General features: G+C 45.4%; 14 protein-coding genes. 5 read left to right on the top strand and 9 right to left on the bottom strand.

Going from position 1 to position 13,201, the window contains the following annotated elements; genetic code table 11:
* Positions 1-42 precede the first annotated feature (42 nt).
* The 3 genes from phnR (at position 43) to PG915_RS17440 (ending at position 2,132) form a co-directional block, all read left to right on the top strand.
* The gene (gene phnR / locus PG915_RS17450) at positions 43-750 is read left to right on the top strand and encodes a phosphonate utilization transcriptional regulator PhnR (RefSeq protein WP_353499694.1); all 708 of its coding nucleotides are present in this window, start codon (positions 43-45) and stop codon (positions 748-750) included.
* A gap of 87 nt (positions 751-837) precedes the next feature.
* Positions 838-1,740 (top strand): multidrug transporter, encoded by a 903-nt coding sequence (locus PG915_RS17445; protein ID WP_420884631.1) that lies wholly within the window; start codon positions 838-840, stop codon positions 1,738-1,740.
* 101 nt (positions 1,741-1,841) lie between these two features.
* Positions 1,842-2,132: a hypothetical protein gene (locus tag PG915_RS17440; RefSeq protein ID WP_353499693.1), complete on the top strand. Its 291-nt coding sequence runs from the start codon at positions 1,842-1,844 to the stop codon at positions 2,130-2,132.
* 73 nt (positions 2,133-2,205) lie between these two features.
* Here the strand turns inward: PG915_RS17440 and PG915_RS17435 are convergent, their stop codons facing one another.
* From PG915_RS17435 to PG915_RS17415, 5 genes are all read right to left on the bottom strand, one after another.
* A complete protein-coding gene (locus PG915_RS17435) occupies positions 2,206-2,655 on the bottom strand; it encodes a PTS sugar transporter subunit IIA (protein ID WP_353499692.1) in 450 nt (149 codons plus the stop codon).
* Positions 2,652-3,908, bottom strand: coding sequence for a PTS ascorbate transporter subunit IIC (locus PG915_RS17430; RefSeq protein WP_353499691.1), 1,257 nt, complete (start codon positions 3,906-3,908; stop codon positions 2,652-2,654). Before PG915_RS17430 ends, PG915_RS17435 begins: the two co-directional genes overlap by 4 nt.
* Before the next feature lie 12 nt (positions 3,909-3,920).
* Positions 3,921-4,190 carry a PTS sugar transporter subunit IIB gene (locus PG915_RS17425; RefSeq protein ID WP_353499690.1) on the bottom strand — a complete coding sequence of 90 codons (270 nt, stop codon included), beginning with the start codon at positions 4,188-4,190 and terminating at the stop codon, positions 3,921-3,923.
* Positions 4,191-4,480: 290 nt separating this feature from the next.
* Entirely contained in the window at positions 4,481-4,966 is a 486-nt protein-coding gene (locus PG915_RS17420; protein WP_353499689.1) for a hypothetical protein, read from the bottom strand.
* Between the two features lie 77 nt (positions 4,967-5,043).
* Positions 5,044-5,955 (bottom strand): GlxA family transcriptional regulator, encoded by a 912-nt coding sequence (locus PG915_RS17415; RefSeq protein WP_353499688.1) that lies wholly within the window; start codon positions 5,953-5,955, stop codon positions 5,044-5,046.
* Between the two features lie 115 nt (positions 5,956-6,070).
* Here PG915_RS17415 and PG915_RS17410 point away from each other — a divergent pair, with 115 nt between their 5' ends.
* Positions 6,071-6,625 (top strand): cysteine hydrolase family protein, encoded by a 555-nt coding sequence (locus tag PG915_RS17410; protein ID WP_353499687.1) that lies wholly within the window; start codon positions 6,071-6,073, stop codon positions 6,623-6,625.
* Between the two features lie 139 nt (positions 6,626-6,764).
* On the opposite strand, the gene PG915_RS17405 is transcribed toward PG915_RS17410, so the two are convergent.
* Both PG915_RS17405 and PG915_RS17400 read right to left on the bottom strand, forming a co-directional pair.
* Complete coding sequence (locus tag PG915_RS17405; protein ID WP_353499686.1) at positions 6,765-7,712, bottom strand: LysR family transcriptional regulator; 948 nt, start codon at positions 7,710-7,712, stop codon at positions 6,765-6,767.
* 46 nt (positions 7,713-7,758) lie between these two features.
* Positions 7,759-8,918, bottom strand: a protein-coding gene (locus PG915_RS17400) for an IS3 family transposase (protein ID WP_353499685.1) whose coding sequence is annotated in 2 segments (ribosomal slippage) — positions 7,759-8,660 and positions 8,660-8,918 — 1,161 coding nt in all. Because the reading frame shifts where the segments join, the coding sequence is not laid out codon by codon here.
* A 205-nt stretch (positions 8,919-9,123) separates the two neighbouring features.
* Between PG915_RS17400 and PG915_RS17395 the strand changes: the two genes are divergently transcribed.
* The gene (locus PG915_RS17395) at positions 9,124-9,756 is read left to right on the top strand and encodes a flavin reductase family protein (protein WP_353499684.1); all 633 of its coding nucleotides are present in this window, start codon (positions 9,124-9,126) and stop codon (positions 9,754-9,756) included.
* On the opposite strand, the gene PG915_RS17390 is transcribed toward PG915_RS17395, so the two are convergent.
* Together PG915_RS17390 and PG915_RS17385 are read right to left on the bottom strand one after the other, a co-directional pair.
* Positions 9,753-10,493, bottom strand: a complete 741-nt coding sequence (locus tag PG915_RS17390) for a DNA-binding transcriptional regulator YciT (protein WP_353499683.1) — start codon at positions 10,491-10,493, stop codon at positions 9,753-9,755. The genes PG915_RS17395 and PG915_RS17390 overlap by 4 nt on opposite strands.
* A 280-nt stretch (positions 10,494-10,773) precedes the next feature.
* Positions 10,774-13,197: a formate C-acetyltransferase/glycerol dehydratase family glycyl radical enzyme gene (locus PG915_RS17385; RefSeq protein ID WP_353499682.1), complete on the bottom strand. Its 2,424-nt coding sequence runs from the start codon at positions 13,195-13,197 to the stop codon at positions 10,774-10,776.
* Between the last annotated feature and the right edge of the window lie 4 nt (positions 13,198-13,201).

Below are 13,201 nucleotides of genomic sequence, written 5' to 3'. Positions count from 1 at the left end.
ATGTAGGATCGTGACTAATGACGATTGATATAAGGATGCCTAGTGCAATACGTAAAAATTAAAGACGCTATCGTTGAGCAAATTGAGTCTGGAATGCTGTCGCCAAGGCAAAAGCTACCGGCGGAGCGAAAGCTTGCGGAGTCATTTGACACCACCCGGGTCACCTTGCGAGAAGCACTCTCATTGCTTGAAGCTGAAGGGCGGATTTATCGCGAGGATCGCCGTGGCTGGTTTATCTCGCCAGAGCCACTGCGCTACGACCCTACGCAAACGCTTAACTTTACCAATATGGCGATTGCTCAGAATAGGCAGCCTCGTACCGACCTTTTGTCGGCAAAAGGGATCTTAACGACCAAACAAGCGGCGCAACTGCTTGAACTTCAAGCTTTTTCTGATATCTACCGAGTTGATAGAGTGCGTTATCTTGAAGAGCGCCCTGTTGTTTTTGTCACCAACTTCATTAGACCTGAGAAGTTTGCGGGCTTGCTCGACCTTGATTTGGCCGGTGCGTCACTGACCGATATCTACCGTGAAAAATACGGCGTAGTTTATGCCAAGGTGAAGTATCGCGTGACGACGACGTCACTGCTAGGCGACGTGGCTCAAGCATTAAGAGCAACATCGGGCACCCCAGCAATGATGGTAGAGCGCATCAATTACAATCAGCACGGTGAACTGATTGATTGTGATATCGAGTATTGGCGCCATGATGCTATCAGCATAGAGTCTATCGCCCAGCTCGAACGTTAGATCTTCTCGCTACTTTCTACTAAAACTACACCTTTACACCAAGCAGCATAAGTGAATGCTGCTTGGCTGTTCTACATGGATTTTGTTTTGACTCTTTACGCTGCACTTCTGGTGATTTTCTCCGCACTGCTTCACGCTGGTTGGAATATTCTTGGTAAATCCAATAGCGGATCTGGCTACTCCTTCACTTTAGGCGCTGCACTTTCTCAATGCTTACTGCTTGCTCCGTTTATGGTGTGGTGTTTTGTCCAAATAGGGTTCTCCAATGTTTCTGCTTATTTTTGGGGATTGCTTGGTTTGAGCGCTATTGGGCAGGTGATTTATTTGGTGGGGCTGCTCAACGCCTACAAGCATGGTGACATTGGTGTTATCTATCCAATTGCGCGTGCGCTGCCTGTATTGATGGTTGGCGTTGGTGCTTGGTTCATTGGTCAGTCGCTCGGGGTCAGTGCTTGGGTAGGGTTCGCGATACTCACTCTGGGGTGTTTACTGGTGCCTATTAAAACCTTTAGACAACTGACGGTAAGTGCTTATGCCAACCTTGGCGTGTTATGGGCGTTTGTGGCGGCCATTGGCACCACCATCTACTCGATTGTCGATAAAGAGGGGATTAATTGGCTGATGTTCGAGACCTCTGAACTGACTCCTCATCACATCGCTATCCTCTACCTAGGATTACAAACGGCTGGAATCTCTGTGTTACTTGTACTGTGGTTACTCGTCACCAGACAGTTTGAACAGCTATCGTTAACATGGAAATACAAGCGTCAGTCATCTATCGCTGGTGTTATGATGGGGCTGACTTATGGCATAGTCTTGTTTGCAATGACGATGGTAGAAAACGTCAGTTATGTGGTCGCGCTTCGCCAGGTCAGTATCATCTTTGGTGTGTTCATGGGGATGTGGTTTCTTAAAGAACCATGGCTCAATACGCGTATTTTGGGCGTTGTTTTAGTGAGTGCTGGTCTTGTTATTGCGCTTGCGATCTAATAACACGGCGAGAATGACATTGATCCAATCCATGTAACCAGGATGAGAACTAGTGTACACTCTGGCAGTAACTCTATGATTAAAATGGAATTGAGTAATACATGCGATTGGAACACGTTATTGAGATCATTGAACACACCGACTCAGACCTTTTTGCAGACGCGATTGAGCAGTTCAACGCACAGGGCATAGTAACCGATGGCCAGCTGCCCTTTTTGGATGTTGTGTATCAATCGGCGCCTGAAGCACTTTGTCAAAGGCTAGCGTCGGCTGGTTTCAAAGGACGACCTCAAGTGACAAGTGGCATCTTGTTCAATGGTTTTGTCATCTATAACGCGGAAATGTTCGATGAAGAACGCGCATTGCATTTCGCCGCTGAAGAAATCAAATAGCATTTCGACCTCATAAAAAAAGCCCTTGTATCTGCATACAAGGGCTTTCTATTTCAAACGTATCTTATTGAGATTAGTACTTTTTCAGAATCTCAATAATTTCAGCTTTGCTTTCCGCCGCGATGATAGCGTCAACGTCATCTTCGTTTTGGAACAGCTCAGCTAGCGCCATAATGGTTTGGATGTGGCTGTCTGAATCCATCGCCGCTAGAGTGATTGAGAAGTATACGTCACCGTTATCTTCTGACTCTAAATCCACACCGTTTTTGAACACAGTAACTTGAAGCGCTGCTTTGTTCACACCGTCTTCTGGGCGAGCGTGAGGCATTGCAATCTTAGGAGCCAGTACATAGTAAGCACCGATTTCTTTGTGCTTCTCTTTAATAGCTTCAAGGTAGCTTGCTTCAACTTTGCCTTGCTCTAGTAACTTTGAACAAGTGATGTCCAGTGCTGCGTCAACTGACAGATTTTCTTCGTTGCAGATAACGATGCCGTTATCACCAATTAGATTAAAAATACTCATTGAACAATCCAACCTAGAATTAGACCAACAACACCGAAGTCAAAGTCAGCAAACGTTGTTGCTTCTAGACCAAGACCACCTAGAACTGGTAGTAGTAGCATTGGTAGGAACGAGATACATAGACCTTGAGTGAATGCACCAAGAATCGCCCCGCGTAGACCACCCATCGCGTTACCATAAACACCTGCAGCGCCACCTACGAAGAAGTGAGGAACAACACCCGCTACGATAATCGTCCAGTCAAATGCACCTTGGATACCCATAGCGATAAGGCCGGCAGCGAACGATGATAGGAAACCAATCAATACTGCGTTAGGCGCAACAGGGAATACCATTGGACAGTCTAGTGCTGGTTTTGCACCTGGTACTAGCTTGTCAGAGATACCTTTAAATGCTGGAACGATTTCCGCAATCAACATTTTCACACCCTGAAGAACGATGTACACACCACCAGCAAACGTTAGTGATTGCATAAAGGTGAACACGACCCAGTTTTGACCGCCAGACACGCTTTCTACAAACTCGCCACCTGCAAAGATAGAAGCGAACATGAAGAAGATAGCCATAGTCGTTGCAACCGCAACAGGCGTATCACGCAAGAACATGAGGCTCTTTGGTACGTTGATATCTTCTGTTGATTTAGATGCGTCACCGAACTTGCTGCCAACGAAACCCGCAATAAGGTATGAGAACGTTGAGAAGTGACCCATCGCAAGCTGGTCTGTACCCATGACTTTTACAGTATATTTCTGTGCTAGAGCAGGCATGATAACCATTAGCGAACCAACGATAATAGAACCCATTGCCACTAACATCGCACCTTGAATTTCCGCTGTAGACAGGATTACCGCAACCAGCATAGACATAAACATGGTGTGGTGACCTGTTAGGAAAATATACTTTAGCGGAGTGAAACGTGCTAAAAGAATATTCACAAGGAATGAGAAGAACATAATAAGTGCCATTTCATAACCGAACGCTTCTTGTGCTAGAGCAACAATAGCTTCGTTATTCGGAATAACACCACTTACGCCAAAGGCTTCAGTAAATACAGTAGAGAAATTATTTAGAGCGCCAACAAGTGCACCAGCACCGAAACCTAAAATTAGGAAACCCATTACGGTTTTAATAGTGCCTTTAAGGATGGTTGAAACATCAGCTTTTTGTGCGACCAAGCCCACAAAAGCAATTAAACCAACCATGATAGCGGGCTCTTTTAACAAGCCCAGCATAAACTCGAAGAAATTTTGCATTACAACGGTTCCTTACATGATTTTTTTCAATTGTTCTTCGATAGAAGCTTTATCAAAAATATTCGCAAGGCTAACAATGTTTTCTTTACCAGCGTCAGCTAATTGGTTCGCAATATCTGTTGCTGCAACCCAAATATCAGCATTACTTGACGCTGCAGATGATAGATCTTCATGATCAACTTCTGCATCCAGACCAATTTTTCCTACTACTTCTTTAACTGCCATTTCCATCATCAGTGAAGTACCAAGACCATTTCCGCATACAACCATAATCTTTTTCATATCATCATTCTCTTTTGAGTTTATAGGAGAGGAAGGCTTTTCCTCGCTATTGGATGGTACAAATCATATCCAAATTGACCAAAACAACAATAGACCTGCGTCACAAAACCAAATTGACCTTGTGATGCAGATCTCATTAATTTGAGTTGAAGTCCGAAATAAGGAGTCCTTAACTCTTAAGTGTTATGGCTCACTGACTAGTATAGGAAAGGCTGGGGTTATTTGTGGTGTAAATGAGTGGCTATAACTTATTTAAGGCGTTATGAAAATAATGGCAGTGCAGTAAGTTATTATTTACCATAGTCGGTAAGCATTTTCTTAAGCAGTTTATTCACATCTTTAGTTTTCTTATTTCTTTTGGTGAGAGCACTCAAGGAAGTTGGAAGTTGCGGCTGTTCTTTTTCCATATCGACTTCATGACTGCGCTCACGTAGTTTTTGCACCGCAGGACGAAGCATGCGAATTTCTTCGCCTTCTTCTGTCTCTAGTAGAATAACATTCTCAGACTCAACTTGAGTGATGGTAAGTAATCCATGCTTTGGGGATAATACCGTTTCTCCAACCATCGACGATTGAATGGGAGCTGCTCGATCAGTAATTTGACCAGCACGCAGTTTGGAAGCAGTGATAGAGCGAATATTACCTGTGTTCTCAAATGCGACAATCACGGTATGCGTGTTGTAATAGTCAATGACTGTTACAAATCCGTGTGACTTTGTCTCAAATCTCGCACCTTTTTGCATATCTATCGGTGCTTCCATTTTTTTGAACTGCATGTAAAACCCAGTGCTCGTGTATCGTCAAATATTAATTAAATTATACACCTTTAAATAAACTTATAGAAGAAGTGGAATTAGGTTAGTTGACTATTTTGCCTGTTTCGAAATACGGAAGGCGAAAGTTGAGTTACTTTCTTAAAGGCACGATTGAAGTTGCTAACATCCTGATATCCTAACTCAAACGCGACTTTTTCTACGGTCATTTGTGATAGACAAAGCAGATTGCGTGCTCGCTCAATTTTAAGTTGTACGATGTAGTGTTTCGGTGATGTTCCTAGTATGGAAATGAACTTTCTATGGAGTGAACGTTCGCTAACGCCGCAGTGTTGAGCCACGGATTTAACGGATGCGTTGACGTGTGCCTCACAATACCGCTGAGCTCTGTGAACGAGCGCATCCTTATGGTTTGTGTTGGGTATGAATCTCTCATAGAAGCTTTGTAGCCTCCCAGTCATATCTAATAGCGCAAAGTCAGCGACCTGCTTCGCAAGCTCTAACCCTTCAAACCTTGCGATAAGTTGCAACACCATATCTTGATAGGCGAATAGGCCCGCAGCTGTCGTGAAAGAGCCATCTATCACCAAAATATCGCGTCGTTCCACTTGACGGATATCTGGGTAGTTTCGCTTTAGGCGTTCACATAGGTTCCAGTGTGTCGTCGCAGTTTTACCGCTCAACAAACCTGCCTCAGCAAGCCAAAACACACCTGCACAGGAGGCGGCAATCTCGACCGACTGCTGATTCATGTTTTTTAGGTAGTCGAGAGTGACTTGGCATTTGAAATCGGGTAGTGGATGAGCGCTTGATGGAGGCACGACCAAAACTTTTGGCAGTGTATGAGGTATTTCTTTATGAACAGAATACTCATGATGTATCTCGAAAAGGTCTTTCGATGCGAGTCGATTGGCTATACGGAACAGATCCTCCATTCCGTAGGCCGCTGATTTCATCACGCCTTCATAATGAAGAATGGCTATGTGCCACATGTTGATTCTCCTATTTCGTCTGAAAATGACTTAAAAAAGTCAGTTTTAGCCATTATTGCATAGCTGAGAGTGCATTAGTCTTGTTACGACTTATTTATTTGAGAGGAAACACATAGTGAGCCAATACAAATCAGCATTGATACTTATCGATATCCAAAATGATTACTTTAACGATGGAAAACTACCCTTACATCAGCCAGAAGCAGCCGCTTCAAAGGCGGCGAGTATCTTGAGTTGGTTTCGTAGCCGAGGAGAAACGGTTATCCATGTTCAGCATGAAAACACTGATACAAGTAAGCCCTTTCTGCTTGCTGGGAGCATCGGACAGAAAATTCATGATAGTGTTGCACCGAAAGATGGAGAAGTTGTTATTACTAAAGGCTACCCAAATGCTTTTTGGGAGACGGAGCTTGAAACGACCTTGAAACAATGTGGCGTTACGTCAATAGTTATTGTTGGGATGATGACTCATATGTGTGTGAGCACCACGGCGCGAGCAGCAATGGAAAGAGGCTTTACTGTTAAGGTTCTTGCTGATGCATGTGCTACGCGTTCACTTGGTTTGTTTGGGAAGGAAATATCTGCCGAATTGGTTCATACAACAGCACTTGCTGAACTCCAAATGCTTGCTGATGTTGTTAACTGCGAGTCTTACCGACTAGACGCGTAGAACAAAGCACTGACGTTAGCCAGATTCCACAGATGTGTATTTGTCACCTGCTCGGAAGTGCGTAATGGTAGGTGAACACTGTCCTTGAGTTTCTGCGGTGAATGTTGGTGTCTACGCTTCAACGCCATGAAAGTTATAGCTAAGTAGTTGAAATTTTCTCGGATAATGAATTAACGACCAGCTGCTTAAACCAGCGATGAGCAGGACTACTCTCTGTTTTTCTGTGTTCGATCAGATACAAGCTCACGTAGTACTCGTCGTGGTTAAAAGCTTTTATGATTTGTAAATCCTGATGGTTGAACAAGTCATCCGCTAATGCATGGCTTGAGATCATTAATCGATCTGTACCGATAAGTGAGTCCAAGAGCGTCGAGAGTTGCCCAGACTTTAGAGCGACGGTTCTACTTAAGCCCTGTTTTGCGAGCTTAATATCGATCGGGTTTAGGTAATTGTGGTTGGAGCGGACATCCAGTGAAAGATCGACAAACTGGTAATTGAGGCAGCTCTCGATGCTTATCTCCGTTTGTTGTGCTAGCGGATGCTCTCTAGAGCCATAGATTACCGGGTAGGTACTGCCGATTTTTTGAAACTGGTACTCATCACTTTGTGGTGGCTTTTCAACGTGGATAGAGAAGTCAACTTGCCCATCTTTTAGCAGTTGTATAGGTTCACGAGATGAAGGGTACTCTTCGAGAGTAATCCTAGGAGCGACATCTTGAAGCGCTTTAGCTAGAGGAGCGGTTAGCAAACGACTCATGAGTGGTGGAACAGATATCCGAAATGCGCGTTCGCATTCAAAAGGGGTAAAATCTAGTCCGTTTAGTAAAGTGTCTATAGAGAGCAGAATATGATCTAGCGATGTTTCGAGTTCGAGCGTTTTGGTGGTGGGTTGCAATCCATTGGACTCTCGGTAGAAAAGCGGATCATCAAATAGATCTCGCAGTCTTGCAAGGGTTCGGCTCATTGCTGGCTGAGATAAATAGAGTTTTTCCGCTGCACGAGACACGTTACGTTCTTTAATTAGCACACTTAGCGATACCAGCAGATTGAGGTCGATTCGAGACAGTTCTTGTTCGATAGTCTTCATCCGTTCACTCCATACAGACACCTATTCCCTCAAAGCATTGTAGTGGTCAACAAATTCCGGACACTAACTTAAGCCGATTTTCGGCAGTAACTGGCGATAGCCCATCATTTGCTTGATGAGGCCGTTGCCTATTGTAGTAATCCATCAAGTAATAGCTGATATCCTTCTTTGCCTGAGTTTGGGTCAGGTATCCAGTAGCTGGTATCCATTCGGTTTTTAAGCTTCTAAATAGCCTCTCCATAGGAGCATTATCCCAGCAGTTACCTCGACGACTCATGCTCTGAGTTATGCGATATCGCCAAAGCCTTTGACGGTATTTAAGGCTACTGTATTGGCTTCCTTGGTCTGAGTGGAACATCACGTTGCTAGGCCGTCCTCGTTGTTCCCAAGCCATATCCAAAGCTTTGCAAGTCAACTCTGCGTTGGGTTTGTCTGATAGCGCCCAACCCACTACTCTGCGACTAAATAAGTCGAGTACAACAGCCAGATAACTCCACTTTGAACCGGACCAGATGTAAGTAATATCGCCACACCAAACGTCATTTGGAGTGGAAACTGAGAACTCACGCTTCAATCGATTGGGGATATCTGGTCGCTCTAGCTTAGCTTGCTTATAGCGATGCGAGCCTGGTTGTTTGCTCATCAGCCCGGCTTCTTGCATAAGCTTGCGTACTTTGAAGCGTCCGACATCGAAGCCTTCAGACTGCAGCATAGAAGCAAGAGTCCGACTTCCGGCAGAGCCACGACTCATGTTAAAGAGCTGCTTAACTCGGCTGACTAACCGAATACGATTGGCATCCGGCTTTCGTTGTTTAAACTCGTAGTAGCAGGAAGAAGCTACATCGAACAGCTCACAAAGAACTTTGACCGGTTCATGCTCCCTCAACTGGTCAATTAGCGAGAACGTTCGAGTTCGTCCGACATTAAGAGAGCTGTGGCCTTTTTTAGTATGGATTTTTCTCTTTCCAAGCGATTAATCCTAGCTTCTAACTCTTGGATCTTCTGCTGTTCTGGCGTTAGAGCTTTAACCGCTGGCGTTTCTCCGCCGCGCTCAATCTTTAGTTGATCTACCCAGCGTCGTAAGGCCGTATCGCCGATATCTAAGGATCGTGCCGCCTCAGATATTGAGTAACCTTGATCAAGAACCAAGCTTGCGGCATCTACTTTGAACTCAGGAGAAAATGTACGTCGTTGTCGTTTTGTCATTGAACACCTCATTTACGGTGGAGACTTTACCACCTAATTTGGTGTCCGGGATCATTAAACCACTACACATATCACCTTATTAGTAAAGTGCGTGGTATTAATAATTTATCCCGAGTTTGCATGAGGTCAGAATTTCGGTGATCGAAACCCATCGAATATGAGTAACTTAAATCAGTCAACAGACATAACTAAGGTATCGATATCCATGCATGTTACTCATCAAGACTTACTTAACCTAGAAGACCGCTATCGTGCCAATTTCGTCAATAGCTTATCGGGCTTTAAAAGTGCCAATCTTGTAGGCACTGCCGATGATGAGGGAAATACCAATCTAGCTATCGTGAGTTCGGTCTTTCATCTGGGAGCCAATCCACCATTGATAGGGATGATTTCGAGACCGCACTCGGTTGCCCGAGATACGCTAGAGAACATTCAATCGGTGGGCGAGTACACCATTAATCATGTAAATAACGGCATCTGGAAACGGGCACATCAAACGTCGGCGCGATATCCAAGAGAGGTATCTGAATTTGATGCCGTGGGACTAACGCCACAATGGCAAGAGGGCGTCCGTGCACCTTTCGTGGCGGAGAGTCGACTTAAATACTCGCTTGCGCTCATAAGCAGTCAAACCATCGATTTGAACGGCGTGGTACTGCTGATTGGTGAGATAACGCATTTGCATGTGGAGCGAGAAGCGATAGCTGAGGGTGGTTACATTGATATTGAATCGCTAGGCAGTATCGCGGTATCAGGTTTGGATAACTATCATGTGACCGATAGCTTAGGGAGGCTCACTTATGCTAAGCCTCATACCAAACCAGAGATCTTTGGTTAGCCGACAAAGACCTCAACACCCTTCGACTTAAGGTGTTCAAGCATATCTTTTGGTGCTGCTTTGTCAGTGATAAGTACTGAGATCTCTTTTGTGCTGCCGATGGATGACGGGAAAATCTGTCCAAACTTACTTGAATCGGTCAGTACCACATTGCGACGCTTCTTGCCTAGGATGGTACTAGCGATGTCAGCTCGCATCATGTCTCGACTGGTAAAGCCGGTATCAATATCAAAGCCATCGATACCCAAGAAGGCCGTGCTGAAGTGAATGTTTTCAATACATAGTTTGGTTAATGGGCCGACCAAGCTCTCGCCTTGATGCTGATACACACCGCCCAGCAAAATGATGTTGGCAGAGGTGTGGCGAATAAGATGAGCAATATAAGCAGACGGGGTGATGATGGTAACGTCACCGCGCTCTGCTAGCGTTCGAGCTAACAAGGCATTGGCGCTGCCACCTTCAATCAGAACGGTTTCATTTGGTGCAACTAGGTCGGCGGCTTTGTTTGCCAGTTGCTGTTTGATGTCGAAGTGTACTTCTAGACGAGACTCAATGTCGTCACTTTGCAGCGAAACTGCTGCGCCATGGACGCGCTTAAGATAGCCGTTTTGTTCCAAGAAGTTGAGATCTTGACGGATAGTCACTCCGGATACTCCCGTTAGTTCCGAAAGCTCGCTGACTTGTACACGAGTTCTGTCGTTAACTAGGTTGAGGATTTCAGATTGTCTGGAGTTCATAGTCTGTCCTTGGGGTGTTTGGCTGCAACTGTTGAAACGCTTGATTTGGTGATGATGCAAGTTTATGGGTGGTGTTTACTTCACCAAGATTCCTGCCTGCGCAGGAATGACGAACGTAATGAGTCATCATGCCCAAAATGGCGTCATCCCTGCGCAGGCAGGGATCTACTCAAAGCGATCACCAAAATAAAAGAGAACCATTATAGCTCTCTTTCATTTAAGTTTCATTCGAAAGCTTAGTTCTTCACAAAAGGCCGCGAAGCGAAGTTTCTAGCCTAAATCAAAGCTCGTGCTCAGTACGCGCGATAATGTCGTCTTGTGCATCCGGTGACAGCGCAGTAAAGAACGCAGAGTAACCGGCTACACGCACGACCAAATCACGATATTGCTCAGGGTTACGTTTCGCGGCGAGCAGTGTCTCTCTCGATACGATGTTGTACTGAACGTGCCATCCTTTGTGGTGATTGAAGAAGGTACGAATCAACATAGAAAGCTTGAGCTTGTCACTTTCTGATGCAACGGCTGCTGGTGATAGTTTCTGGTTGAGTAGTACGCCACCCAAAATCTTATCGGCTTGGATTTTGCCAACAGAGTTGTACACCGCTGTTGGACCTAAACGATCCGAACCTGATGAAGGGCTCGCGCCTTCAGCAAGTGGGGTAGTCGCTTTTCGGCCATCTGGTGTCGCCATGGTAGACGCACCAAATGGTACGTTCGCAGAAATACTCGATGTACCTGCATAGTAACCACCACCAATTGGACCACGACCGTGACGGGTATTGAAGAAGTTATTCAGTTCATCGATATACACTCGGTATGCTTCAGCAAGCAATAGATCGACAGAATCATCATCGTTTCCGTATTTCGGCGCAAAGTTTAAAATGCGTTGGCGAAGCTGCTCTTGCTCAGAGCCTTCAAAGTTTTCCGCTAGTGCCTTAGCAAGCTCAGGTTGGCTGATTTTCTGCTCATCAAACACAAGATGTTTGATGGCGGTCAAACTGTTGCCAAGGTTAGCGATACCCACTTGTAGGCCAGACACCCAGTCGTATTTTGCACCGCCTTCTTTAACGGTTTTGCCGCTAGGTAAGCAATTGTCCACGAGTGATGAGCAGAAGATATCTTGAGCTTGCTGCTCCAGAACCGTATCGACGACAGTATCAATCTCAATCGACTTTCTTGCGTAGTAGCGAACTTGGTCTGCCCACGAACTCATGACTTCATCCATATTGGCAAAGTTACCCTTCGCCAACGATTTGTCATGAGGCAAGAAGCACTCGCCAGTGGTTGCGTCTTTGCCTTCGTTGAGAGCAGCCAGCAAGATACGAGCGAAGTTAATAAAGCTCATACCCGTGCAGCGATATCCCCATTTACCCGGTACAGCGGTTTCGATACAGCCGATTGACGCATAGTTGTATGCATCTTCGCGTTCGACACCTAGTTTGATGAACTCAGGAATGACAATCTCATCATTGTTGAACGCTGGCATACCAAAGCCACACTTGATGACTTCGATACAGCCCATTAAGAACTCTTGATCTAGCCCTTCATGATAGCGAACACTTAAGTTTGGTTGAGTAGAGCGAAGCTGGCCACATGACTCAAGGATTGCCCAAGATAAAGGGTTCACGGCATCCATTGGCTCACCGCTCTCATTGAGCTTCTGACCACCGATACACACGTTTTGGTACAGAGGAGAGCCTGCAGACGCTTTAGAGTGTGCCCCGGAGCGGATCTTGTTCACTTCAAGCAGTTTTAGCCAGCAGCTTTGCAGCAACTCTAGAGCGAAACCATGCTCCAATTCACCACTGTTGATATCTGCAACGTAGTAGTCGTTTAGATACTGATCCATGCGGCCAAATGACACCGAGTGTCCATTCGACTCAATTTGCAGCATGAGCTGAACAAAATAGCTTAGCTGAAGTGCTTGCCAGAAGTTTGCTGGTGCATGATAGGCAATGTGTTCACAGTTGACTGCGATAGTAACCAGTTCTTGTTTGCGAGCGGCGTCTGCTTCGGTTTTTGCCATGTTGGAAGCAAGCACAGCAAAGCGTAAAATGTGCTGCTGAATAGCACGAAGTACGATGTCTACCGATTTGTAGAACTGCTCTTTTTTCAAACCTTCATAGCTAGAGATATCATTGCTTCGGCGATATTCGTCGACTTCTGTGATCAAGCCATCTAAACCTAGAGCCAAGATCTTCTCGTTGTCGACGGCAAGGTGCGCGTCACCAGACGTCATGTTGCCTTCTGCTTTAATGATAGTGCTCGCAAGAATGGCTTCTTGTTCATCGGTGAACATGCCATAACAACGATCTTGCACCGTTTTACCGCGCCAGTATGGCGTCAGTGAGTGAATGAATTCTTTGTCTTCTTCGGTGACATGAAAACCAGCGCCGGGGCGATCGGCAAGACCGTCAATCTCAGCTTCAATCCAGCGCACTGTATACTCCGGGAAAATTGGTGCAGCGCGCAGTCTGCTCGCTTGGTTACCAATGATCAGCTCGCTGTTGTTGATCCAAATAGTGCGCGTTCTTAAATGTTCTTCTAGCGCGAGGGCACGTTGCACGATTACTGGCTTATCTTCATTCTCACGATAGACCTTAGTATACGCCTCAGCGCGTTCGGTACAGATTGGCGGAGTTACGATGTTCACCAATGCTCTCTTATGGTCTTGAATGCGCTGTGGTAAGTAGTTGATTTCCATAGTT

Source organism: Vibrio sp. CB1-14, from assembly GCF_040412085.2.
Classification (GTDB): Bacteria; Pseudomonadota; Gammaproteobacteria; order Enterobacterales; family Vibrionaceae; genus Vibrio; species Vibrio chaetopteri.
The sequence above is the reverse complement of the archived record's forward strand: the minus strand, read 5'-3'. Positions and strand labels throughout refer to the sequence as shown.

Coding starts and splice junctions, on each gene's coding strand:
- PG915_RS17440 (WP_353499693.1), top strand. CDS start 1,842: ATGCGATTGGAACACGTTATTGAGATCATTGAACACACCGACTCAGAC.
- PG915_RS17435 (WP_353499692.1), bottom strand. CDS start 2,655: ATGAGTATTTTTAATCTAATTGGTGATAACGGCATCGTTATCTGCAAC.
- PG915_RS17430 (WP_353499691.1), bottom strand. CDS start 3,908: ATGCAAAATTTCTTCGAGTTTATGCTGGGCTTGTTAAAAGAGCCCGCT.
- PG915_RS17425 (WP_353499690.1), bottom strand. CDS start 4,190: ATGAAAAAGATTATGGTTGTATGCGGAAATGGTCTTGGTACTTCACTG.
- PG915_RS17420 (WP_353499689.1), bottom strand. CDS start 4,966: ATGCAGTTCAAAAAAATGGAAGCACCGATAGATATGCAAAAAGGTGCG.
- PG915_RS17415 (WP_353499688.1), bottom strand. CDS start 5,955: ATGTGGCACATAGCCATTCTTCATTATGAAGGCGTGATGAAATCAGCG.
- PG915_RS17405 (WP_353499686.1), bottom strand. CDS start 7,712: ATGAAGACTATCGAACAAGAACTGTCTCGAATCGACCTCAATCTGCTG.
- PG915_RS17395 (WP_353499684.1), top strand. CDS start 9,124: ATGCATGTTACTCATCAAGACTTACTTAACCTAGAAGACCGCTATCGT.
- PG915_RS17390 (WP_353499683.1), bottom strand. CDS start 10,493: ATGAACTCCAGACAATCTGAAATCCTCAACCTAGTTAACGACAGAACT.
- PG915_RS17385 (WP_353499682.1), bottom strand. CDS start 13,197: ATGGAAATCAACTACTTACCACAGCGCATTCAAGACCATAAGAGAGCA.